At 47.6% G+C, this 24,842-nt stretch carries 13 protein-coding genes; 9 read left to right on the forward strand and 4 right to left on the reverse strand.

Annotation, left to right across the window (positions count from 1 at the left end; genetic code table 11):
- Position 1 precedes the first annotated feature (1 nt).
- Together BMZ72_RS07990 and BMZ72_RS07995 are read left to right on the forward strand one after the other, a co-directional pair.
- Positions 2–1,618, forward strand: coding sequence for a sensor histidine kinase (locus BMZ72_RS07990; RefSeq protein ID WP_089806899.1), 1,617 nt, complete (start codon positions 2–4; stop codon positions 1,616–1,618).
- A gap of 48 nt (positions 1,619–1,666) precedes the next feature.
- Positions 1,667–2,119: a response regulator gene (locus BMZ72_RS07995; protein WP_089806901.1), complete on the forward strand. Its 453-nt coding sequence runs from the start codon at positions 1,667–1,669 to the stop codon at positions 2,117–2,119.
- A 10-nt stretch (positions 2,120–2,129) separates the two neighbouring features.
- Here the strand turns inward: BMZ72_RS07995 and tilS are convergent, their stop codons facing one another.
- Both tilS and BMZ72_RS08005 read right to left on the reverse strand, forming a co-directional pair.
- Positions 2,130–3,467, reverse strand: a complete 1,338-nt coding sequence (gene tilS / locus BMZ72_RS08000; protein WP_089806903.1) for a tRNA lysidine(34) synthetase TilS — start codon at positions 3,465–3,467, stop codon at positions 2,130–2,132.
- Positions 3,468–3,482: 15 nt separating this feature from the next.
- Entirely contained in the window at positions 3,483–3,791 is a 309-nt protein-coding gene (locus BMZ72_RS08005; RefSeq protein ID WP_089806905.1) for a tetratricopeptide repeat protein, read from the reverse strand.
- A gap of 51 nt (positions 3,792–3,842) precedes the next feature.
- On the opposite strand from BMZ72_RS08005, the gene BMZ72_RS08010 reads away from it, so the two are divergent.
- The 4 genes from BMZ72_RS08010 to ispE all read left to right on the forward strand — a co-directional run bounded on the left by BMZ72_RS08010 (position 3,843) and on the right by ispE (position 7,196).
- On the forward strand, positions 3,843–4,583 hold the full coding sequence (locus BMZ72_RS08010; RefSeq protein ID WP_089806907.1) for an electron transfer flavoprotein subunit beta/FixA family protein: 741 nt from the start codon (positions 3,843–3,845) through the stop codon (positions 4,581–4,583).
- Between the two features lie 52 nt (positions 4,584–4,635).
- Positions 4,636–5,601, forward strand: coding sequence for an electron transfer flavoprotein subunit alpha/FixB family protein (locus BMZ72_RS08015; RefSeq protein ID WP_089806909.1), 966 nt, complete (start codon positions 4,636–4,638; stop codon positions 5,599–5,601).
- Between the two features lie 104 nt (positions 5,602–5,705).
- A complete protein-coding gene (locus tag BMZ72_RS08020; RefSeq protein ID WP_012791393.1) occupies positions 5,706–6,308 on the forward strand; it encodes a bifunctional nuclease family protein in 603 nt (200 codons plus the stop codon).
- 66 nt (positions 6,309–6,374) lie between these two features.
- Positions 6,375–7,196, forward strand: coding sequence for a 4-(cytidine 5'-diphospho)-2-C-methyl-D-erythritol kinase (gene ispE / locus BMZ72_RS08025; RefSeq protein WP_089806911.1), 822 nt, complete (start codon positions 6,375–6,377; stop codon positions 7,194–7,196).
- A 423-nt stretch (positions 7,197–7,619) separates the two neighbouring features.
- Here the strand turns inward: ispE and BMZ72_RS08030 are convergent, their stop codons facing one another.
- Entirely contained in the window at positions 7,620–19,844 is a 12,225-nt protein-coding gene (locus tag BMZ72_RS08030; RefSeq protein WP_143087639.1) for an HYR-like domain-containing protein, read from the reverse strand.
- 438 nt (positions 19,845–20,282) lie between these two features.
- Here BMZ72_RS08030 and rpmI point away from each other — a divergent pair, with 438 nt between their 5' ends.
- From rpmI to BMZ72_RS08045, 3 genes are all read left to right on the forward strand, one after another.
- A complete protein-coding gene (gene rpmI / locus BMZ72_RS08035; RefSeq protein WP_089806915.1) occupies positions 20,283–20,480 on the forward strand; it encodes a 50S ribosomal protein L35 in 198 nt (65 codons plus the stop codon).
- Between the two features lie 55 nt (positions 20,481–20,535).
- Entirely contained in the window at positions 20,536–20,880 is a 345-nt protein-coding gene (rplT, locus tag BMZ72_RS08040; RefSeq protein WP_012791389.1) for a 50S ribosomal protein L20, read from the forward strand.
- 330 nt (positions 20,881–21,210) lie between these two features.
- Positions 21,211–23,136 carry a carbohydrate-binding protein gene (locus BMZ72_RS08045; protein WP_089806917.1) on the forward strand — a complete coding sequence of 642 codons (1,926 nt, stop codon included), beginning with the start codon at positions 21,211–21,213 and terminating at the stop codon, positions 23,134–23,136.
- Positions 23,137–23,422: 286 nt separating this feature from the next.
- On the opposite strand, the gene serA is transcribed toward BMZ72_RS08045, so the two are convergent.
- The gene (gene serA, locus BMZ72_RS08050) at positions 23,423–24,661 is read right to left on the reverse strand and encodes a phosphoglycerate dehydrogenase (protein ID WP_089806919.1); all 1,239 of its coding nucleotides are present in this window, start codon (positions 24,659–24,661) and stop codon (positions 23,423–23,425) included.
- Positions 24,662–24,842 lie beyond the last annotated feature (181 nt).

The following is a 24,842-nucleotide window of genomic DNA, read 5'->3' on the forward strand; positions in this document are numbered from 1 at the left end:
AATGCAGGAAATAACCCGGATAACGCTCGAAACTGATATGGACCTGGTGCTGGTGCACAAGCGTACAATGAAACTGGGTGAACTGGCAGGGCTTTCACTGGCTTCGCAGACGACCTTTGCTACCGCCGCGTCAGAAGTGGCACGACATGTTATCGAGTATGGATATAATGCTGTCCTTATACTCGGTATCCGGGCGGATATCAAAGATCCGGAGAAATTCCTGATGGCCAGAGTACTTGACCATAATATCAATCTTACCGAAAAGATCCATGAAAGTATGGTCTACGCCAAAAAACTGGTCGACCGGTTTTCACTGGAACAAACGGATAAAGGAATAGAGATTACACTCGGATTTAAAATTCCCGGTGCACATAAGATCATCAGTAGCCGCATTGAACAATGGATCTCATCTTTCAGCGTCGAACAGCCGATCTCACCGTATGATGAGATTAAGCGTAAGAACAGATTACTGCAGGAACTCGCAGAAAAACTGACAAACAGTGAGACCCAATACAGAGAAGTGACAAATGCATTGCCATTGATCATCTTCTCAATAAACGAAGAAGGCGAACTGCTCTATGCTAACAGCTGGCTCAAAGCTTTCACCGGCTTCGAAGCGCATGAGCTGAATGAGAACAAGTGGAAACCGGTAATACGGGAAGAAGAATTCGCCTTTGCCTGGGAATTTTGGTGGCAACACGTCGCCGAAAAAACACCTTTTAAAAGGGAACTCGAGTTGAAAAACGATAGTACCGGAGAATTTATCTGGCACCTCATCTCTGTTACGCCAGTAACAGATGAAATCGGAGAAGTTTTATACTGGACCGGATCTATGGTAGATATCCATGCACAAAAGGTCATGGAACAAACAATGCGGGACAACAAGGAACTGAAAGAAATGAAGCTGCTGCTGGAAGAAAAAGTAGGTGAACTGAATCGTAGTAACCAGGAGCTGGAACAGTTTGCGTATGCCGCTTCTCACGACCTGCAGGAGCCATTGAGAAAGATCGCTTACTACAGCGACTATCTGAATAAACATTATGCAGAGCTGATCGATGAACGTGGTAAACTTTACCTGGGCAACATGATGAGCGCAAATCAACGGATGACACAGCTGATCCATGACCTGCTGAATTTCTCACGTATCTACCGCGAAAACCTGCATCTGGTAAAAACAGATCTGAATATACTGGCAACAGAAGCAATGAACGATCTGGATCTGGCTATCAAAGCAAAACATGCACAGATAGAAGTGAGCCAGTTGCCTGTCATATCCGTCTATCCGATGCAGATGCGGCAGTTATTTCAGAACCTTATCTCCAATGCTGTTAAGTTTTCAGATGATCAACGTGCACCGTCTGTGAAAGTATATGCAGAAACAATTGGTAACGTTGTACAACTCATCTTTGAAGACAACGGTGTCGGCTTCGAAGAGAAATACCTGGATAAAATGTTCAGCTTATTTCAACGCCTGCACTCGCGGGAAAAATACGCAGGTACAGGCATAGGACTCGCCATGTGTAAGAAGATAGCCGACTTACATAATGGCACCATTACGGCCAGCAGTCAGCCGGGAAATGGTGCGAAATTTATATTGACACTGCCCTCGGTTGCATAACCTGGCAGGAATATTTGGTTTTTCATTTTAAAGAAGAATTTATCAGTTATGGATAATACTGTAAAGATATTACTGGCGGATGATGATGTTGAGGACCGCTTCATCATGCAGGATGCCTTTAACGCGATAAATCTGCCGGAAGTACCCCTCCTGGTGGAAGATGGAGAAAAAGTGCTGGAGTATCTTTCCGAAACTCACCGCAATGCGGGCGTATTGCCTTCATTAGTGGTGCTTGATCTGAATATGCCACGCCTGAGTGGTACCCAAACCTTACGCGAACTAAAAAGCCGCGACGCCTATAAAGACATCCCCGTCATCATCTTCTCCTCTTCACTGAACGTGATAGAGATGCATGAATGTAAGCAACTGGGGGCGCTGTCTTATATGGTGAAACCTTTTACCTATGAAGAGTACCTGTTGTCAGCGCAGCATTTTTATGACTTCTGCCTGAATAAGCACTCTTTTCCTGAGTTCAACAGTCTCATAAATAATTTTAAATAAAAAGGGAGGTTTAACAAACCTCCCACTCTATCGTTACTAATTCTTTTGTTTGTGGTGTGATTTTGAATCTGTCATCTATTCTTAACCCAACGATCCACACAATTCGCTTCGCCGATTCAAGCACCCAGATATTTTCCTTCTGTACAACAGACAACTTCTGATCTATAAAAAAACGACTCAGTTTCTTCTTTTTTCGCATCCCCAGCGGATAGAAATAATCCCCCTGCTTCCATCTGCGCAGCAACAACGGATACTGCAACGCCGTTTTATCCAGACAGGCAATAGTAGCCGCCGCAGGAATAGGCGTATGCACCGACCGCTCCGTCGTCTTTATTCTGAGTACCCCATTTGCCGTACTGATAACTCCTCTCTCCTTTTCTATCACAATAGTTGCTGCCTGTTCCTCTGCCAGTGGCGTAACAAGCAACCACTGACGGTCCCGGATGATACGATGACTACCCGTTTCTACCATCTTTCCCGGACCGCTGTTTAATAGTTCCAGTACCTGTGGCAACTGCCCTGCAGTACAACCATATTCCCGGAATATCTCCCAGGCCACGGTCTGCAGCGGTACCGTCTTCTGCAGCTTCAACACAGGTATCATCCAGGTATTGCCCTTCTGTGTAACAAGTCTTTTGATATGCCGCTGCAAAGCTTCGTTATAAAGCAGTTCCGCCTCTCTGAAACGCGCTATGCTGGACGCAATATTAGTCACCGTACCAGGATTAGCTTCCTGCATGACGGGGATCACCTTATGACGGAAGAAATTGCGTGTATATTTGATAGTAAGATTGGAACTGTCTTCCACATATTGAATATGATGTTCCGCTGCATACGCGAGCAGGTTTTCTTTTTCTGCGAATAACAGTGGCCGTAACAATTTTCCCTGTTTGGGCAGAATACCATGCAGGCCGGCAATACCGGTACCCTTGCTGAGATTCATCAGCAAGGTCTCCACACTGTCCTGCATATGATGCGCTGTAACGATATAGCTATAGCCACCCTGTCCGCGGATCTGTTCCAGCCATTCGTAACGCAGCTCCCGGGCTGCCACCTGGATGGATATACGTTTGCTTTCAGTATAAGCTTCCGTGTCGAATCGTACCTGGTGAAAATCCACCTCCAGCTGCTTTGCAAGGTCCGCGGCAAAGGATTCATCCCGTACGGACTCCCCGCCTCTCAGCTGAAAGTTACAGTGAGCAATGGCAAAGCGAAAGCCTGCCGCCCTGAACAGATGGGCCATTACAACGGAGTCAACGCCTCCGCTGACAGCAAGCAGTAAAGACTGATCCGGCGTGAACAGTTGCTCCTTTTCTATAAATATTTTAAACCCTGTCAGTAAATCCATTTGCTGGTAGTTAAATTAAATCAGATCGTCCAATGCTGCCTGTAACTCATTATACGCATGCCTGTCATTGGCCGCTTTCGCCGTCTCCATACCCTTTTCGTATACGACGATGGCCTCCTTCGGAAGTCCTGCTCTTTCCAGCAGACGTCCCAGGTGATAATAAGAACCAACATAGCCTGGCTCATATGCCAGCAGCTCTTCAAACAGTTGTCTTGCACCCGTATCATCACCCAGTTTGATGTACTCAAGTGCAAGCGCATGCTTCAGAAAGCTGTCATTCGGACTGCTTTTAAGAAATTCCTTTATCCTGGCTATTCTATCCATTATTTAAATATATTTGCTCATACCGCTTTAAAAAATAAAACAGTTTAGGCCATGAAGATTTTAGTTTGTATCAGTAAAACTCCGGACACGACTGCAAAAATAGCTTTCACAGACAACAACACGAAATTCAATGAAGCCGGTGTACAATTCATCATCAACCCCTACGATGAATGGTATGCCCTCGTTCGTGCGCTTGAACTGAAAGAAACGCTGGGCGCAACCGTTCATCTTGTCACCGCAGGCGGCGCAGATACGGAGCCAGTTATCCGTAAAGCACTGGCATTGGGAGGAGACGAAGCTTTCCGTATTAATACTGATAGTCAGGATAGTTTTTACATTGCTTCACAAATAGCAGACCATGCCCGTAAACAGGGGTATGACCTGATTTTCACAGGAAAAGAAACCATCGATTACAATGGTGCAGCTATAGGCGGCATGGTAGCCGAACTGCTGGATCTTCCCTATGTGTCTATCGCTGCAAAATTTGAACTGAATGGTACCGAAGCAACCATCCACCGTGAAATAGAAGGCGGAGAAGAAATCGTAAAAGTGACACTCCCTGTTGTCGTGTCCTGTCAGAAAGGAATGGCGGAACAACGTATTCCTGGTATGCGCGGTATCATGGCTGCCCGTACCAAACCATTGGCGGTAGTAGAACCAGCTGCAGCTGACACCCTGACCTCCGTAACCAGTTTTGAACTCCCCCCGGCAAAAGCAGGAGTAAAGCTTATCAGTGCAGACAATGTAGAAGAACTGGTAAAATTGCTGCATGAAGAAGCAAAAGTGATCTGATCATTTTTGCAGAGATAAGCCCCCCATTTTTTCATTAAATTCTACGTCAAACATGTCAGTTTTAATATTCGCAGATCAGGCCCACGGCAAAATCAAAAAAGTAGCATTCGAAGCAGTACAGTACGGCGCAAAAGTGGCGCAGCAATTAGGCGTAAGCGCAACTGCCCTGGTATTGGGCGCAGCAGATAGTGCCGAACTGGAAGCCCTGGGTAACTACGGCGCCACCAAAGTACTGCATGTTGCAGATGCCAGACTGAATGAGGTCGAAGGCACCGTATTCACCAAAATAATCGCGGCGGCTGCCGATCAGGAAGCAGCACAGGTTGTTATATTCCCACACAATTTTGACGGTAAGGCAGTAGCTCCCCGCGTGGCAGCCCGCCTGAAAGCCGGATTTGTATCCGGAGCCGTTTCCCTCCCCGATACCAGCAACGGTTTCGTGGTAAAAAAGAGCGTATTTTCCGGCAAAGCATTTGCCAATGTAAATATCACTTCCCCGAAAAAAGTGATCGCTATAATGCCCAATACCTTTGCCCTCGGACAAACCGACGCAAAGGCAGCAGTAACAGCGTTCTCACCTGCTATCAATGACGCAGACTTCCGGGTGAAAGTGAGCAGTGTAGAAACGGTAAGCGGAGAAGTACCGCTGACAGAAGCAGAAATCGTAGTAAGCGGTGGCAGAGGCCTCAAAGGACCCGAAAACTGGGGAATTGTGGAAGATCTGGCCAAAACGCTCGGAGCAGCAACCGCCTGCTCCCGCCCTGTAGCAGATACAGGCTGGCGCCCCCATCATGAACACGTAGGTCAGACAGGCCTGACTGTCCGCCCTAATTTATATATAGCTATCGGTATCTCAGGCGCCATCCAGCACCTGGCCGGCGTAAATGGCAGCAAGGTCATCGTGGTGATCAATAAAGATCCGGAGGCCCCTTTCTTCAAAGCAGCCGACTACGGTATCGTCGGAGACGCCTTCGAAGTAGTGCCAAAATTAACAGCGGCCATTAAGCAGATAAAATAGGTCAGTCGCCCCTGCGAACTAACTTATTATCTGTTTTTTAGATAAGGAATATTTTTTCTAACTTCACGGTCTTATAAAATATTCAGCGACAACGCAGGACAGATATGAGAAAAATAGAACTGGAAATAGTTGCTTTATCGCACAGCATTACGCAGACACATTCTTACGCCGTCGTTTTGGGAGAGGTGAACGGTTTGCGCCGTCTGCCTATTGTAATAGGCGGGTTTGAAGCGCAGGCGATAGCTGTGGCGTTAGAAAAAATGCAACCCAGCCGCCCATTGACACACGATCTGATGAAAAACTTTATGAATGCTTTTAATATTGAGCTTCATGAAGTAGTGATCAGCAACCTGCAGGAAGGAATTTTTTATTCTAAATTGATCTGCTACAGTAACGACGAAACGATAGAGATCGATTCCCGTACGTCAGACGCCTTGGCACTGGCTGTCCGCTTTGGCTGCCCGATCTTCACCTACGAAAACATCCTGAACAGCGCCGGTATCCTCCTGGATGACCCTGCCGGAAAGAAAAGTGGTGTGAAGCCCGTTACGCCTACCATCTCTGAACACGAGAAAGGTGCAGAGGACGACCTCAAAGTACTCAACCTGGACGAACTGACACAGCTCCTGCAGGAAGTACTGGAACAGGAAGATTATATCCGTGCAATCGCTATCCGTGACGAGATCAATAGTCGCAAGAGCCACTGATAATCATATTAAAAAAAATTATTATCAATAAATGATCCATAAACCATAGTATAACAGCTATGGTTTATGGTTTTTTATACCATGATCGTCTTCCCAAACTGCAAAATAAACCTCGGTCTGCACGTAGTCAGCAAAAGACCAGACGGCTTTCACGAACTGGAAACCGTTTTCTATCCCCTTCCATTGACCGATGCACTCGAAGTCCTCAGTCCGGGAAAATTGTCCTTTACAACCTCCGGTATCGATGTTCCGGGTGACCAGACAGACAACCTCTGCCTGAAAGCCTGGCGCCTCCTGAAACAGGATTTCCCCGAACTCCCCGAAGTAAATATCCACCTGCATAAAAATATTCCCATTGGCGCTGGCCTTGGCGGCGGCTCTGCCGACGCAGCCTTCATGCTCCAATTACTGAATAACCGGTTTCAGCTGGACCTGTCAAAAGAACAGCTGATCAACTATGCCGCCGTGCTGGGAAGTGACTGCCCCTTCTTTATTGAAAATAAAGCAGTCTATGCCACAGGCAGAGGCGAAATCATGCAGCCCATTGACCTGGACCTCTCCAACCGGAGCTTTGTACTGGTATACCCTGCAGTACATATTAATACCGGCTGGGCATTTGGAAGAATTACCCCCCAGGCCCCTGCCCGCTCCTTACAGGAAAGTATCATGCAACCGCTTGAAACCTGGAAAGACACTATCTCAAATGATTTTGAAGCAGCCGTCCTCAGTGCACATCCCGAACTGGCAACTATTAAAGAAAATCTATATACCGCAGGCGCCATATATGCATCCATGAGCGGCAGTGGTTCCGCCTTTGTCGGCATTTTCCCAAAAAACAAGATCGGAGCGCTTAATTTCAATCCCGCTTACAAAGTATTTGTTCTATAAAACACACCTCTTTCTTCAATAATTATAACAACTTGTAGCTATAAGTTGCCGCAATACCGTATTTGTAAGAATTTCTGCAACATCCTGCAGGCCCTCCACTCCTGCCCAAATGTAACTGTTTCATCACCTTACAATATGGAGCCTGTTTTCAGTGATGCTTCTGCACTTCTGTCAAATAGAGTGAACTCCCCTGTAGTCCTATGCCTTATCAGGGTTATTTCCAATAATACCTCTAAAGGAAACCAGCCATATCACATTATATAATATCCATACCGTCCCCGCTGTTCCTGCTAACAAGCCTCCTCTCATAGCAGCCATCTACTACCTCTCAGCAATCACAATCACCTTACACGACGGCCACCTGTAAAAAGAAAGGCGCCCCGGAATAACCGGGACGCCTTTGCCTATTGTACTTTACACTTCTTATCTGATAGCGGTCACTTCGCCTTTCACAACATTTGTGTTGCCACCGAGCGATTTCTTATAGCTCAGCATCCAGACATAAGTTCCGTTTTCAACCAGGGCGCCTTTGTATCGGCCATCCCATCCGGTCTTCTGATCTTTACTTAAGAAGATCAGTTCACCCCAACGGTTGTAGATACGTAAGTCGTAGTCATACATCGGACCGCGAACGACAGGTCTGAAGATGTCGTTGTGTCCGTCACCGTTTGGCGTAAAGCCTGTCGGGAATTCTGGTTTAGCTTCACAAGGCTGATAGCGAACCACAATCTGGTCAGACATAGATCCACAATCATTGGAGATTGTCACTGTGTAAGTGCCAGGAGTTGTCACTTTATAAGTAGCAGCGGTTGAACCATCCTGCCAACGTATAGTGTTACCTGCACCAGCGTTTACTCTCAGTGTCAGATCTTCACCGATACACAGCATAGTGTCTCTGCCCAGATCGAAGTCAGGAATACCTGCCACAGTTACATTCACACTATCCATGGTAATTCTTGAACAGAATCTGTCCATTACAGACACGATGTATTTACCAGCGCCAGTGATTTCTTTCACCGGATTCGTATCACCGTCATTCCAGAGGTAAGAGATCGCATCAGGGTGAGTAGCGTCGATCACTACACGTCCACCGTTACAGAACTCTCTGTCTGGTCCGAGGTCAATACCCAGGTCAGGTCTTAAAGTGACGGTCACTTTATCAGTTACCACGCAACCATCGCGGGTTACAGTCACTGTGTAGTCACCTGGTCTTGATACTACGATCGAATTGGTGTTTTCACCAGTATTCCAGAGTACAGAACCTCCATCAGGTTCTACGTTCAGCATGACTGTTTCATTCGGACACAGTTCAGTATCGTCGGTCAGAACGATATTTGGCGGTGTACCTACGAGAACAACTGCTTCACCGTGATTAGAACAACCATTTACAGTCACATCCACACCATAAGTACCTGTTGTATTTACAGTGATAGAAGCGGTGGTTTCACCAGTTGACCATACATAGCTGCCACCTTCTACATAAGCGTTCAGTGTTACTGATTCGCCCTGACAGATAGCAGTGTCACGGATATTGATCGGCGGCGGCAGATTTACGATCACTTTCACAGAGTCTGTTGCAGAACAGATACCGTTGGTGACAGTCGCATAATAAGTACCAGCCGTGCTTACATCGATGGTTCTGGTAGTAGCACCAGTTGACCAGCGGATGGTGTAAGCGTCGTTTGCGATACCGGCATCGAGGGTTGTTGTACTACCCTGACAGATAGTTACATCGTTACCCAGTTCAACCGTTGGTTTAGTTACATATTGCAGATCGTACGTGATAGGATCAGATACGCAACCAGTTACACCGTCAGTTACGATGAAGGTAGCCTGAGTGGCGCCATTCAGGTCAAACACGTTGCTGCTCTGTGTCAGCGGAGTGTTAACCGCAGTAGCCGGAACTACGCTCGTGAGGGTGAATTTAGGTTTGCTTACCTTATTCTCCAGCAGGATTGCAAATTTGGTATTATCTGAACAGTTAGCAGGCAGGGATGAAACCAGGGCCGGTTTCGGACAAGGATTCACCGTGATTGTCTGTACACGTTCAGTAGCTGTGTTACCACAAGCGTCAGTGATAGTCCATCTTCTTGTGATGGTATAACCAGCACACAGGTCTACTGTAAACGGATCCTGGATCATGATAGCCTTCTTAGGGAAGGTTGCATCACAATTGTCACGTGCATACAGTGTCGCAGCAGCAGGGATCGCATCACCACAATTCAACGTTACGTTTGCCGGAGCAGGATCGATCGTTGGTCTTGTAGTATCCGTTACGGTGATCACCTGACGGAAGATAGCGGTGTTGTTACATGCGTCTTTCGCAGTCCAGATACGGATCAGACGGTAGTTGCTTGCACAGGCACCCTGGATCGTTTCACGTGTCTGAGTGTAACTGATCTTCACAGTGCTGCAATTGTCGGTTGCTCTCAGATTGGTCGGAGGAGCAGGAACTGCGTCACAGCTTACTGTTGTATCAGCAGGAGGTGCTACAACGAACACCGGCCTTGTAGTATCCTGTACAGTGATCACCTGTTGCATTACGTTCGTATTACCACAGTTATCGGTAGCTGTCCAGGTACGTGTCAGTTTGTAGCTGCTTGCACAGGAAGAAGACAGATTATCTCTTCTCTCTGTAACTCTTACGGCTACGGTTGAAGTACAGTTGTCTGTAGCTGTTATAGTTTCAACAGACGGTACCTTGTCGCAATCTACAGTGACTGCCGGAGGTACTGACATGGAGAATCTTGGCTTGATAGTATCCTGAACAGTGATCGTCTGCGTCAGTACGGTTTTGTTACCGCAAAGATCAGTAGCTGTCCAGGTACGGATGATCTGGTAGTTGTCAGTACACTTGCTACCGGAGATGTTCTTACGGGTATCTACCGGATTGATAGTGAGGACACCAGGCGTACAGTTGTCAGTCGCTGTCATTGGCGTACCGGCAGGAACCTTATCACAGTCAACGGTGATATTGGTCGGAGCCGTACCGTCAAATACAGGAGGCGTCATGTCTCTTACAGTGATGATCTGTCTCAGCGTGTCGCTCGCGTTACCACAAGCATCAACTGCAACCCATTTACGGATCAGCTGATAGTTGCTGGCACAGGCACCTGGCTGGTCGATTCTCACTTCGATCGGAGTGATCGTCATAGCGCCATTACAAGCGTCGTTTGCAGGCAGGGTAACCGCTGCAGGTACTTTATCACAATCTACAGTGATGTTGGCAGGAGCTGTACCTGTGATTACAGGCGCTTTCGTGTCTACCACAGTGATTGTCTGCTGTGCCTGAGTAGTCAGACCACAACGGTCGGTAGCTGTCCATGTACGTCTTACCGTGAATGTACAAGCGTCAACCGTTACTGTTACGTCGTTGTAAGTGATGCTCAGTGGCTCATTGTCATAAGGAGCATGGCTGAACACCGGTGTACCGAATTTCTGGGTGTAGTCAGTACCCTGTTCGCAATCCACTGTCAGCGGACCAGGAACGGATATCACTACCGGAGGAATGTTCATCAGGGTCAGCATTACTGCGTTGCTGATGTTACCGGTACATGCACCGGACATTACCACACGTCTGTACCAGGTATTACGGGTGATCATCGGAGGAGTGAATGTTGCATTGGTACCACCTACGGTTACGTTTGCGAAACCGACTGTTGCGCTGGTCGTACTTACCTGCCACTGATAAGTGAAGGTACCGTTACCACCGCTCAGGGTAGCACCCTGCAGCATTGCAGGAGTTTCATTTGCACAAAGCAGCTGATCAGCGGTGATGGTGTTACCCAGGATCATTGCCTGGTTGGTCAGCACCACGTCATCAGGAGTCGATGTACATGTTCCGTTAGAGATCGTCCAGCGCAGGGTTACTGTCTGACCCGGAGCCACTCTTACAGTAGTAGAAGGATTGTTCGGATCTGTGATCGTTGCAGTACCGCTTACGATTGTCCAGATACCTCTCGCTGTAGCAGGAGCAGGTACGTTAGCTGACATTGTGAAGATCGGATCGTCACAATGAACCTGGTCAGGACCAGCAGCCGCGTTGGATGGCATTTCGTAGTTGGTCAGGATCACATTATCAGAAGTCGTACAAACACCATTTGTGATAGTCCATGTCGCTGTTACCGTCAGACCCGCAGGTACGTTGATCACAGCATTAGGATTGGTGCTGTCAGCTACTGCGAAGGAAGCCAGAGAACCAGCAGGCAGACTCCATTTACCTGTACCTACAGTTGGCGCCTGAGCAGCCATTGTGAATGCAGGAGTATTACAATGTGTCTGATCTGCACCGGCATTAGCAGCAGCAGGAGCCACAAAGTTGGTCAGTCTAACTGTATCTCTTGTCACGCAGACACCGTTGGAGATAGTCCATACCGCGTCAACTGTTACACCGGCAGGTACGTTGATTACCGCATTCTGTCTGGTGCTGTCAGCTACCGCGAAGGATGCACCGGTACCAGTAACTGGTACGAGGCTCCATTTACCTGTACCTACAGAAGCAGCGTTAGCAGCCATTGTAAAGGCAGGTGTATTACACTGTGCCTGGTCAGGACCGGCAGCAGCGGTTGTTGGCATTACAAAGTTGGTCAGTCTTACAGTATCTCTTGTTACGCAGACACCGTTAGAGATAGTCCACACCGCGTCAACTGTTACACCGGCAGGTACGGTGATTACCGCATTCTGTCTGGTGCTGTCAGCTACTGCGAAGGATGCACCGGTACCAGTTACTGGCACAAGGCTCCATTTACCTGTACCTACAGAAGCAGCGTTAGCAGCCATTGTAAAGGCAGGTGTGTTACACTGCGCCTGATCAGGACCAGCAGCAGCGGCAGTTGGCATTTCGTAGTTGGTCAGCGCTACAGTGTCTCTGGTTTCACACACACCATTGGTGATGATCCACACAGCCTGTGCTGTTACGCCTACCGGAACATTAAATACAGCAGTTGGATTGGTACTGTCAGCTACTGCGAAAGAAGCAGTGTTGCCAGGAACCAGGCTCCATTTACCTACACCTACGTTGGCAACGTTAGCAGCCATTGTGAAGGCAGGTGTATTACATTTCTGCTGGTCAGGACCGGCAACAGCAGCAGCTGGCATCACTCTGTTGGTCAGTACAACATCGTCAGATGTTACACAATAACCATTCGTGATGGTCCATGTAGCTGTTACGGTTACGCCCGCAGGAACGGTGATTACCGCATTTGGATTAGTACTGTCGGATACTGCGAAAGAAGCAGTAGTACCAGGTGTCAGGCTCCATTTACCTACACCAACAGAAGCTGTGTTAGCAGCCATTCTGAAGGCAGGGATGTTACAATGTTCCTGGTCAGGTCCTGCATCCGCAGCAGTTGGCATCACATCGTTAGTCAGCAACACAGTGTCTGAAGTAGGACATGTACCGTTCGTGATCGTCCAGATAGCGGTTACTGTAGTACCCACAGGAACAGTGATCAGCGCAGAAGGATTGTTGTCATCACCTGCATTGATTGAACCCGGAGAACCAGCAGCCAGTGTCCAGGTACCGGTAGCACCAGGAACATCCGGTGCGTTAGCACCCATATAGAACGTAGAGATATTACATTCACGCTGATCCACACCCGCGTTAGCCGGAGAAGGAGTCAGGTAGTTGGTCAGTTCAATGTCATCAAAGTTTGAACATGTACCATTTGTGAGCGTCCAGCGCAGGATAGCTGTTTCACCGTTCGGCACATTAATGTGCGCTACAGGGTTATTTTCTTCACCCGCTGCGATCGTTGCGTTACCGCTTACCACAGACCACGTACCGGTAGCACCCGTAACTGTCGGCGCATTCGCAGCAGTTACAAAGTCAGCACCAGCACATTTTTCCTGGTCAGGACCGGCATTCGCCAGATTTGGTTCCTGGAAGTTGGTCAGTGTTACATCATCTGAAGTGGTACAAACACCGTTGGTGATCGTCCATCTCAGGGTTACTGATGTACCGGCAGGGATTGTGATACTTGCTGTACGGTTATTCACCTGAGCAGCAGGGAAAGTAAATCCTGCAGGAGTAGAAGAAACTACACTCCATACACCAGTTCCTACAGAAGGAGCATTTGCCGCCAGTGTGAATGTAGACGTATTGTTACATTCCTGCTGGTCAGGACCTGCATTGGCAGGAGTTGGTGCCGCGAAGTTGGTCAGCACTACATCATCTGTTGCAGAACAGGTACCGTTTGTAGCGGTCCAGCGCAGGGTCACGGTTGTACCGGCTGGTACGGTGATCGCTGCGGTTGGGTTGTTCACGCTTCCGGCAGGGAAAGTGAATCCTGCAGGAGTAGAAGAAACCACACTCCATGCACCTGTTCCTACCGTGATGGTGTTAGCCGCCAGGGTGAAAGCAGAGGTGTTACACTTAGACTGATCAGCGCCAGCATTTGGTGTGGTTGGAGGTGCATCATTTCTTAATACTACATCGTCGGTAGAAGTACACACACCGTTTGTAATAGTCCAGCGCAGAGTCACTGTAGTACCTACAGGAACAGTGATCGCAGCAGTTGGGTTACTTACGCTTCCGGCAGGGAAAGTGAATCCGGCAGGTGTAGCAGAAACTACGCTCCATGCACCGGTTCCTACTGTTGGCGTATTAGCGGCGAGTGTGAAAGATGTATTGTTACATTGTGCCTGATCAGGACCGGCAGCTGCTGTTGTCGGCAGTGGTCTGTTCGTCAGGACAACATCATCAGTTGATGTACAAACGCCGTTTGTGATGGTCCAGCGCAGTGTTACTGTAGTACCCACAGGGATCGTTACAGCAGCGTTGCGATTGGTCATCTGAGCGGCAGTTAAAGTGAAACCAGCTGGAGCAGAAGAAACTACGCTCCATGCACCGGTACCAATGGTTGGTGCGTTACCAGCCAGCGTGAAGGCTGACACGTTACACTGTTCCTGGTCCGGACCTGCGTTCGACGTAGTCGGAGGCGCAAAGTTGGTCAGTGTTAAAGAAGAAGAAACTGTACATGTACCATTTGTTACTGTCCATGTAGCTGTTACAACTACACCTACAGGAACGTTAATGGTAGTGGTCGGACTGGTTGCGCTGCCAGTAATGGTAGCACCAGTACCCGTTACCGGAGTCAGTGTCCACGTACCTGTACCTACTGCCGGCGTGTTAGCCGCCATAGTAAAGGAAGGCGTGTTACATTTCTGCTGGTTCGGACCCGCAACCGAAGTTGGTAATGCGTTGTTGGTCAGGGTAACAGTAGAAGAAACAGAACAGGTACCGTTCACAACGGTCCATGTTGCAACTACTGAAGAACCGGCAGGAACATTGATCACCGCAGCAGGGTTATTCTGCTGACCGGCAGTGATAGTGGCAGCAGAACCCGTAGGCAGCGTCCATGTACCTGTACCTACCGCTGGGGTGTTAGCCGCCATGGTGAAGGTAGTAGTGTTACATTTCGTCTGATTCGCGCCCGCATTTGCAGTTGGCAGTACATCGTTTCTCAGCACAACTATATCGCTGGTTGTACATGTACCATTTGTGATAGTCCATACCGCGTTTACAGTTACACCTGCAGGAACGTTGATAGTAGTAACCGGATTGTTTACGCTTCCTGTGATAGTAGCACCGGTACCAACCACTGGAGTCAGTGTCCATGTACCTGTACCTACAGAAGCAGCGTTAGCAGCCGTCGTGAAGGAAGGCGTATTACATTTAGACTGGTCAGGACCAGCATTTGCAGCAGTTGGTGCTGCGAAGTTTGTGATCACTACATCATCTGTAGATGAACAAACACCGTTGGTAATTGTCCAGCGCAGTGTCACCGTTGTACCGGCTGGTACGCTGATAGCAGCTGTTCTGTTATTTACCTGGGCAGCAGGGAAAGTAAATCCGGCAGGTGTAGAAGAAACTACGCTCCATGCACCTGTTCCTATGGTTGGCGCGTTAGCAGCCAGCGTGAAGGACGGATTGTTACAATTGGACTGGTCAGGACCTGCGTTAGAAGTAGTTGGTGTTGCGAAGTTGGTCAACACAACATCATCTGTAGCAGAGCACGTACCGTTTGTAGCAGTCCAGCGCAGGGTCACGGTTGTACCGGCTGGTACGGTGATCGCTGCGGTTGGGTTGTTTACGCTTCCGGCAGGGAAAGTAAATCCGGCAGGTGTAGAAGAAACTACACTCCATGCCCCTGTTCCTACCGTGATGGTGTTAGCCGCCAGGGTGAAAGCAGAGATGTTACACTTAGACTGATCAGGACCAGCGTTTGGTGTAGTTGGAGGTGCATCGTTCCTTAATACTACATCGTCGGTAGAAGTACACACACCATTAGTAATGGTCCAGCGCAGGGTCACTGTTGTACCTACAGGAACAGTGATAGCAGCGGTTGGGTTACTTACGCTACCAGCAGGGAAAGTGAATCCGGCAGGTGTAGCAGAAACTACGCTCCATGCACCGGTACCTACTGTTGGCGTATTAGCGGCGAGTGTGAAAGAAGTATTGTTACATTTTGCCTGATCAGCACCGGCAGCTGCAGTTGTCGGCAGCGGTCTGTTGATCAGCACAACATCATCAGTAGATGTACAAAGGCCGTTTGTGATGGTCCAGCGCAGTGTTACTGTAGTACCCACAGGGATAGTTATAGCAGCGTTGCGGTTGCTCATCTGAGCGGCAGTTAAAGTAAAACCAGCAGGAGCAGAAGAAACTACGCTCCATGCACCGGTACCAATGGTTGGTGCGTTACCAGCCAGGGTGAAGGATGAAACGTTACATTTTTCCTGATCCGGACCTGCGTTCGACGTGGTCGGAGGCGCGAAGTTGGTCAGTGTTACGGAAGAAGACGCAGTACAGCTACCATTTGTTACTGTCCATGTAGCTGTTACAACTACACCAGCAGGAACGTTAATAGTAGTGGTCGGACTGGTTGCGCTGCCAGTGATGGTAGCACCAGTACCCGTTACCGGAGTCAGTGTCCATGTACCGGTACCTACAGTTGGTGCAGTTGCACCCATGGTGAAGGTCGGCGTGTTACATTTAGACTGATTTGAACCAGCAACAGCAGTAGGCTGCGCGTAGTTGGTCAGTGTTACAAATGAAGTAGCCGTACAGATACCATTTGTTACTGTCCATGTAGCTCTTACAACTACACCGGCAGGAACGTTGATAGTAGTAGACGGAGTGGTAGCGCTACCGGTAATGGTAGCACCTGTGCCGGTTACCGGTGTCAGTGTCCATGTACCTGATCCTACTGAAGGCGTGTTAGCTGTTACATTGAAGCCAGGTGTGTTACACTTCGACTGGTCAGTACCAGCATTGGAGGTAGGGAGTACATCATTTCTGAGAACAGCGAAATCGCTGCTGGTACAGGTACCATTAGTAATAGTCCATACCGCGTTTACAGTAACGCCAGCAGGAACGTTGATCGTAGTGGTCGGCGTGGTAGCACTACCAGTGATGGTAGCACCGGTACCAGTTACCGCAACCAGTGTCCAGGTGCCTGTACCCAGTGTCGGCGTGTTGCCGGTCACTGTAAAGCCAGGTGTATTACATTTGGTCTGGTCAGCACCCGCATTTGCAGTAGTTGGCTGTTGATAAACAGTTACAGTACCGCTTGCGCAGGTAGTATTACCACAACCACCGACAGTGCTTTCAGCACGTACATAATAAGTGGTGGTAGCAGTGATGTTATTTACAGTGATAGTTGCACCGGTACCGATTGAAGTACCTGTTCCGCAACCACCTGCGTACCATCTCCATACTGCATTTGGTGTACCGTTTGGCTGAGTACCCAGGCTACCTCCTACAACAGTCAGTGTAGTGGAACCGGTTACGCAGATACCAGGTGTACCTACAGTTACGGAAGTCGGAGCAGTTGGAGGCGTTGCTACACCTACCGTGAAAGTGATTGTAGAGTCACAACCCGCAGACGAGCTGTTTTTATAGCTCATGTTGAAGCTATAGTTACCAGCTGGTGTGTTTGCAGGGATGTTGAAGGTCATCGGCCATGCTCTGATGGTATCATTGGTGATAGCCGTGAAGCCTGGCATAGCTGGCGTACCAGTGGTCAGTGTATACACATTAGGATTACCTTTTGTGGAGATGGTGTCCAGGGAGAAGGTAGTCGCTGTGTTACAAAGAACCGGTACTGGTTGCAGTCTGATAACTGGTTTGGTTGTTTTGTGCAATACAACCTGGTCTACGTTTGGCGTACAACCCGCTGCATTGGTGATCGACCATTCCAGTACGATATCCTGCTCATTTACCAGAGAGGTAACTGTGGTATTATATTGATGTATGTTCGCGATGGTCGCGTTACCACTTACCAGTCTCCAGGTACCTGTCTCCGCATACAATCCTGTAAGCGTTGGATCAGGTCGGCTGGCCTGCATGGTGAATACATTATTATTACCACAAAGTGTAGTATCCGGACCTGCATCGCTGTAAGACGGATCGTACAGGAGAGACAGGGTTACGGTGTCAGTGCTTGCGCAGGAATTGTTGACTGTGCTTTTTACAGTCCATCTGAATCTTACGCTGGTACCACCCTTTTTCAGCGTTACCCTTGTGTTACGAAGTGTAGGCAGGAGGATGTTTGCGTAGTCTTTCAGGTTTACACCTACTGTATCAGGAGGTGCAGCCGGACCCCAGATGGAGTCAATTGTCCATACACCGCTTTCACCAGTATTCAGCGTTGCTGCCATAGTGAAGTTACCGGAAGAGTTAGTGCTCGCACACATGTATTGTGACGGACCAGCTTCGGCTACGGGTATTGGTGTTACATTAACAACGAATGGTGCGGATTGTACCTTACATATATCACCAGGCGTGCTTACAATAACGGTGAATACGCCTTCAGCTGCATTATTTATCTGCACCTGAGAAAGCGTTGTCAGACCATCGTATGCCGGTAACGGCGTGAGGGTACCACTTCCATTAGGACCCTGATACCATTTAATAATGTTAGTACCATTATTAATAGCATCATTGATCTTGATATCAACAGAGGAACCTTCACAGATATTCTGTGAAGTAGAGAGTACTTCTACAATTGGTGATTCTACGGAACTGATAAATGCGGTATTTGAGTCGATACACGTATGTCCGTCCGCATAATCCACATAACCGTATACCATAATAGTGGTATCACCCAACACCTGGATGGTACGGGTATCACCTACATATCCCGGAAGGTCTCTCCACGTAAAGCGGTCGAAACCACCCGAAGCCTGTAATTCAACAAATGCGCCCGCGCAGACCTTGCTCTTGGTCAGGTACAGCTGAGGCATTGGTAGTATCGTTAGCCGGACGAATTCCGAGGGGGCGGCACACGTGACCGAGTTACTCCCGACTTCATAAATACGTACGCGGAAACGATAGGAAGTGGGAACGTTCCTGGTACCTTTCAGTTCACCAGGTCCGATAACCAGTTCTTTTGCTGTATTGGTACCAAATGGAACGTTTACATAAGTGAGACCTTCGTCATCACTCATTTCCCATTGGTAAGCCGGATTTGTAAAGTAATCAGTAGGGGTATAGTTGGATGTCAGGGTAATAGGAGCGCCTTCGCAGACTACTTCCGCGAGGTTATCTGTCTTACCTTTAATAGATGCGGTGATGCTTGGGCTACAATATGCGAATTCGATATCGTCAATCGCGATATCGTTACCACAACCACCATCCATGTCGTTCATGATAATAACCTTAACGGAGTCAATATTGGACGGTACCGTAAATGAGCCACCATATTTTTGCCAGCTCGATTTAGCGTTACTGAGGTCCATTGACACGTTATAGGTCGGGAAGTTTGCCAGGATCTGGCTTGGGTTGGCGGCATTCACCACCTGGAAGGTCACACCAGCATATTGATATTTGCTGACACAACCACTTTCAAAAACGCCAATAGGGTTGATGTTGATCAACCATGCACTAAAGTTGTATACAGAACCGCGACAGAGACCTGTTACTGTTTTCTGATACATTCTTTTCGGGAGATAAGCGGAGTTCGCAACGAGCATCGCACCACGGTTGTTACCGGTGTGGTCAGTGTTGTTCACCCAGTCTCCCTTCAGCTGGGTCGTGTTGGAAATCGAATAATAGTTATCCGCAAGATCTCCTGAACCCTGATAGTCGTAGGTTACTACGCCATCGATCGGATATTTTCTGCGGGTCACGCCGTTGGCCATCGTACCAAAGTCTTCAAAGAAACCTGGTTTGTCGTTGGCCTCGTTGGATCCACAGATATTGATAGTACAGTCATGCGCTACAATCGTACGGGTGGTGGTATAAGTTCTTACCGTTGACCCATTATTGTACGTATAGGGAATGGATATGTTCACGGTGTAAGTACCGGGCTGCATGAACTGCAGGGTCAGCGACATTGTTTTTTGTAGCTTGGTTGCTTTTGTCGTCGCAGCGGTATTAGCCGTGTACAGAATTTCATAGTCCGCATCGGTTCCGGATGGTCCCGATATCGTCCATGATGCTTTCTCAGAAGTTGGCCGATAGCCATTGCTGTTGAGGTTGTTGGGTATCGAGGCGTTAATACTGAGGTATTTCGCCTGACCGGCAGTACTACTGGCGGTCGAGATACAAACTTCATTCGGCACATTAATATACGGTGTTGGGTTGTTTTGGGCCATCGCCACAACGCAACACATCATAGTATATAATAGGATTAGAATCTTTTTCATCAGTAGGTGTTTTGTGAAAAAAGTATCAGGTGAGAGGCGACTAAACATCGCACCAACTGACGGATTTACAATAGCTTACCGATCGTTCATGACTCCAATCCCTTACCGGAATGGCTTTTTGAGAAGTGTAAAGTGTTTCCATAGGCTTGATCATTTTTTTTCTTGATATGGCTAAGAAATGAGACTATTTTAAAATTAAAATTATAACTAATATAGGAAATATAAAAAATGTGTATATATTCTAAAGCATTAAATGGAAGCAGAATTGGAAATAAGAGGCTGGGGGGAATTTGATTTTCAGTACCTTAGTCGGGCGAAAAAAAGTTTGTCGCTGTGGGCAAAAGTTATCCACACTGACAATACGTTAATAAATATTTTATAACACGTGCTTGTTGTATCAAATATTTACCTACCTTTGCAGACCAAATTTGATGTAAGATGCCCAAAGTAAAGACTCATTCCCGGGCGAAGAAGACCTTCAAGGTTACCGGGAGCGGACAGATTAAGAGGTATAATGCCTTCAAAAGTCACTTGCTGACCAAGAAGTCTAACAAGAGAAAACGCCACCTGAGAGGTAGCAGCCTTGTGGATTCGGCTAACCTGAACCTGGTAAAAAGAATGCTTGCTCTCAGATAATGAGAAGTGGTGTTGTTGAGTAATTAATTATTAAACCTGATCAAAAAAGCACTATATGCCTCGTTCAGTAAATGCTGTTGCTTCCAGGGCCCGCAGGAAGAAAATATTAAAGCAGGCCAAAGGCTTCTACGGTAAACGTAAAAATGTTTACACAGTAGCGAAAAACGTATTGGAGAAAGGTCTTACGTATAGCTACGTAGGTCGCAAACTCAAGAAAAGAAATTACCGTCAGCTGTGGATCGCTCGTATCAACGCAGCAGTTCGCGCTGAAGGAATCACTTACTCTGAGTTTATCCATAAATTGTCAGTTAAGAATATCGGCCTGAACAGGAAGGTATTAGCTGATCTGGCAATGAATGAACCAGAAACTTTCAAAAATCTGGTTGCTTCCGTTAAGTAATCTTGTGAAGCTTCGAAAGCATAAAATACTTGATAGCCGGTGTTGTATTCGACACCGGCTGTTTTGTTTTTGGACAATATGTAAATCCCCCCTGCCGTCACAGTAAAGTCCTGATCCTTATCTTTATTGTCCTTCTAACAATCAGCTCTTTTGACCGTCTAAGGTCGTTTTGATAATAGTTCTCTTACGTTGATCCTCCCTTTAAAACGGAGCATTAGCGAAAGATGAGTACTATCAAAAGGGCTTTTTACTTGTATTCCTCATTTTTGCCTATCTTGGATGCGATAGGTAACCTATACCACCCTCTTAATAACTGTTAAATTGTCCCTCATGACAATCCACGTTCTCCGTTACAAACGGATAATGCAGACATTTGCATTATTCCTTTTGCTGCTGACCGCAGCTTTCCATTCACAGGCTCAGACGCCCCGCTTCAAAGTCATTGCATTCTACAATGGCACATGGGACGCCGCGCATATCAGCTTTGTACAGGAAGCCAACCGCTGGTTTCCCACCATCGCCGCGCAGTACAATTTCTCCTATGAAGCAACCAACAACTGGAACAACCTGAATGCGACCTTTCTGTCACAGTACCAGGTAGTCCTCTTCCTGGATGATCTGCCTTCCGGCGCCGCACAGCGTGCCGCCTTTCAGCAGTACATGCAGAACGGTGGCGCATGGATGGGCTTCCACGTCTGCGCCTTCACTACCAGCGCCTCCGGCTGGAGCTGGTACCACAACACCTTCCTGGGTAGCGGTAACTTCCGGAACAACACCTGGGGGCCTACCAGCGCAACACTCAAAGTCGAAGACCGTACGCATGCCAGTACCCTGCGCCTGCCTGCCACCTTCACCTCCGCTGTCAGCGAATGGTACAGCTGGACCAACGACCTGCGGAACAACAGCAATATCAGGATCCTCGCGTCTGTGGACCCTGTGAGCTTCCCCCTCGGTACCGATCCGAACCAGTCCTGGACAAGCGGTTACTATCCCATCATGTGGACCAACAACAACTTCAAAATGCTGTATGCCAACTTCGGTCACAACGACATGAACTACAGCAACAACACACCGAAGTCCTCTACCTTCGCCAGCGAAATCCAGAACAGATTTATCATCGACGGATTACTCTGGCTCGGTGGTGTTACGCCAGGCGGCCCCGCTCCTGCCATTCCGATCCCAGGCACCGTACAGGCGGAGAATTTCACCAGTATGAGTGGTATCCAGACCGAGGCTACAACAGATGCTGGCGGGGGCTCAAATGTCGGTTACACAGATGCGGGCGACTGGCTGGATTACAAAGTCAATGTACAGACAGCAGGCACCTACAATGTGCAGTTCAGGGTCGCCAGCGAAACTGCCGGTGGTACCATCGAACTGAGAAAAGATGGCGCTGTATTGTCTACCGCTACCGTACCTGTTACCGGCGCATGGCAGACATGGACCACTGTCAGCACAACCGCTACATTAACTGCCGGCGAACAGACATTACGTCTCCACATTGCCGCGGGTGGTTTCAATCTCAACTGGGTACAGTTCTCTACAACCAGCAATCCGGGTAACAACATCCCTGTTGGTCAGATCATCACGCTCAGAGGTAGTAACAACCTCTATGTAAGTGGGGAAAATGGCACAAAAGCAATGACCTGCGAAAGAGCAGCTCCGCAGACCTGGGAACAGTTCTCCGTATGGAATGCCGGCACAGGCAAAGTAAACCTGCGCAGCATGGGTAAATACGTTTCCTCTGAAAACGGCCTGCAGGCAATCACCTGTAACCGTACCACCGCAGCTTCTTACGAGGCTTTCGACTGGATCTCCAACGCCGACGGTACCATCTCCCTGAGAGGTAATAACGGCTTGTATGTTTCTTCGGAAAATGGTGCAGCAGCAATGACCTGTACACGCCCTACGATCGATGGCTGGGAGAAATTTAATTTCACCATCGTCGGACCAGCAACTGCCGCTACCGCTACAACACTCGCAGCTTCCAGACCAGAAGAAACGCAGAAAAATGCACAACTGAATGTATATCCGAATCCATTCGGCAATCAGCTGAATTACACTGTACCCGCAGCCTATGCTTCTCACGTAGCAACCATCTTTGATCTCAACGGTCGTCAGGTGTTACGTAGTGTTGTAAAAGGTAAACAGTCTGCCTGTTTCCTGAATACTTCCAGCCTGCCACGTGGCTTTTATATCCTGGATATTTCCAGTGGTAGTTATCACAAACGTTTTAAAATTCAGAAGGCAGAATAACACCTGAAAAATCAGGAATTATTTAGTCTAACGTTGAGGATTTTATATAATCGTGTATCCTATACAGTTATTATAAAATGAAATAAAAACTCCTGTCTGAAATACTTTATGACAGAGACAAAATAAGGAATTAACAAATATTAATTTCATCATTTTTACATTAACGTATATTCAATACAGTTATATTTTATCACCTGATCAACGTCAATTCTTAATTACAGATATTGAGATAAAAAAAAGGCGATCGCTGTACAGCGATCGCCTTTTTTTTATCTCAATATTTTGCTTAATAAAGCAGTCTTGTTTTAATAGTATGATTCACATCTTTCAGCAATGCAAATGCTTCTTTGGATAACTTACTATCCACGTCCAGCACAACATAACCAATAGCGTCATTCGTCTTCAGATACTGACCGAGAATGTTGATCTTATTCTGAGATAATACTGTATTGATCTCAGAAAGTACACCCGGTACGTTCTGATGAATATGCAGAATACGGTGTGTATGATCTACAGCCGGTACACTGATAGCCGGAATAGTATGAGAACCAAAGCTCGCACCTTTCTCCAGGTAGTTCAGCATTTTCGCACTTACATCCAGACCGATATTATGCTGCGCTTCTTCAGTGCTGCCACCGATATGTGGCGTCAGGATCACGTTGGATAATTTCTGCAGAGGAGTGGAAAATGCAGCGCCATTTTTTTCAGGTTCTACCGGGAACACATCGATTGCGGCTCCTGACAGCTGACCACTTACCAGCGCATCTTTCAGGTCATCCAGTTCCACCACTTCACCACGTGCGTAGTTGATGAAAATAGCCCCTTTCTTCGTGTGTTTCAGCGTTTCTTTATTGATCATGTTTGCAGTGGTCTTGGTAGACGGAACGTGCAGAGAGATAATATCAGCCTGACCGAACAACGCTTCCAGAGAGCGTAACTGTACCGCGTTTCCCAGTGGCAGTTTGGTTTCCACATCGTAGTAGAATACGTTCATACCTAAGGCTTCCGCCAGTACGCTTACCTGACTACCAATATTACCATAACCAACGATACCCAGCGATTTGCCACGCAGTTCATAACTACCTTTCGCTTCCTTCATCCAGATACCCTCATGTGCTGCTGCATTCTTGTCCGGAATACGGCGGATCAGCATGATAGACAAACCAATTACCAGTTCGGCTACAGAACGGGTATTGGAATAAGGCGCATTAAATACAGCCACCCCCATCTCACGCGCGCTCTTCAGATCTACCTGATTCGTACCGATACAAAAACAACCCACCGCCTGTAACTTGGTGGCAGCTTCCAGTACCTTCTTCGTAACCTGTGTCTTTGAACGGATACCCAGCAGATGAACGTCTTTCACTTCACGGATCAGATCTTCCTCACCTAATGCGCCCGACAATCTTTTTACGTTGGCATATCCCGCCGATGAAAATTCCGCTGCTGCGGCATCGCTGATATTTTCCAACAATAAAATATTGATCTTCTCCTTCGGATAACTTGTCAACTTTTGCTGATCCATTGATTATATTTTATGCGTTACCAACTGCAATAAACAATTGGCTTAATAATTGTAATATGCCAAAACGAAGGCACAAACCTAAAAGATGTTAAGCAATTATCAAACAGTCTGCCCTCCGAATTTGATTTCGTCAAAATTTAAGTCGAATTTGGCCCTTTTTTAGGCGTTTTTGTCCTTTAAA

This window comes from Chitinophaga sp. YR627 (assembly GCF_900114995.1).
Taxonomy (GTDB): domain Bacteria; phylum Bacteroidota; class Bacteroidia; order Chitinophagales; family Chitinophagaceae; genus Chitinophaga.

Coding starts and splice junctions, on each gene's coding strand:
- BMZ72_RS07990 (WP_089806899.1), top strand. CDS start 2: ATGCAGGAAATAACCCGGATAACGCTCGAAACTGATATGGACCTGGTG.
- BMZ72_RS07995 (WP_089806901.1), top strand. CDS start 1,667: ATGGATAATACTGTAAAGATATTACTGGCGGATGATGATGTTGAGGAC.
- tilS (WP_089806903.1), bottom strand. CDS start 3,467: ATGGATTTACTGACAGGGTTTAAAATATTTATAGAAAAGGAGCAACTG.
- BMZ72_RS08005 (WP_089806905.1), bottom strand. CDS start 3,791: ATGGATAGAATAGCCAGGATAAAGGAATTTCTTAAAAGCAGTCCGAAT.
- BMZ72_RS08010 (WP_089806907.1), top strand. CDS start 3,843: ATGAAGATTTTAGTTTGTATCAGTAAAACTCCGGACACGACTGCAAAA.
- BMZ72_RS08015 (WP_089806909.1), top strand. CDS start 4,636: ATGTCAGTTTTAATATTCGCAGATCAGGCCCACGGCAAAATCAAAAAA.
- BMZ72_RS08020 (WP_012791393.1), top strand. CDS start 5,706: ATGAGAAAAATAGAACTGGAAATAGTTGCTTTATCGCACAGCATTACG.
- ispE (WP_089806911.1), top strand. CDS start 6,375: ATGGTTTTTTATACCATGATCGTCTTCCCAAACTGCAAAATAAACCTC.
- BMZ72_RS08030 (WP_143087639.1), bottom strand. CDS start 19,844: ATGAAAAAGATTCTAATCCTATTATATACTATGATGTGTTGCGTTGTG.
- rpmI (WP_089806915.1), top strand. CDS start 20,283: ATGCCCAAAGTAAAGACTCATTCCCGGGCGAAGAAGACCTTCAAGGTT.
- rplT (WP_012791389.1), top strand. CDS start 20,536: ATGCCTCGTTCAGTAAATGCTGTTGCTTCCAGGGCCCGCAGGAAGAAA.
- BMZ72_RS08045 (WP_089806917.1), top strand. CDS start 21,211: ATGACAATCCACGTTCTCCGTTACAAACGGATAATGCAGACATTTGCA.
- serA (WP_089806919.1), bottom strand. CDS start 24,661: ATGGATCAGCAAAAGTTGACAAGTTATCCGAAGGAGAAGATCAATATT.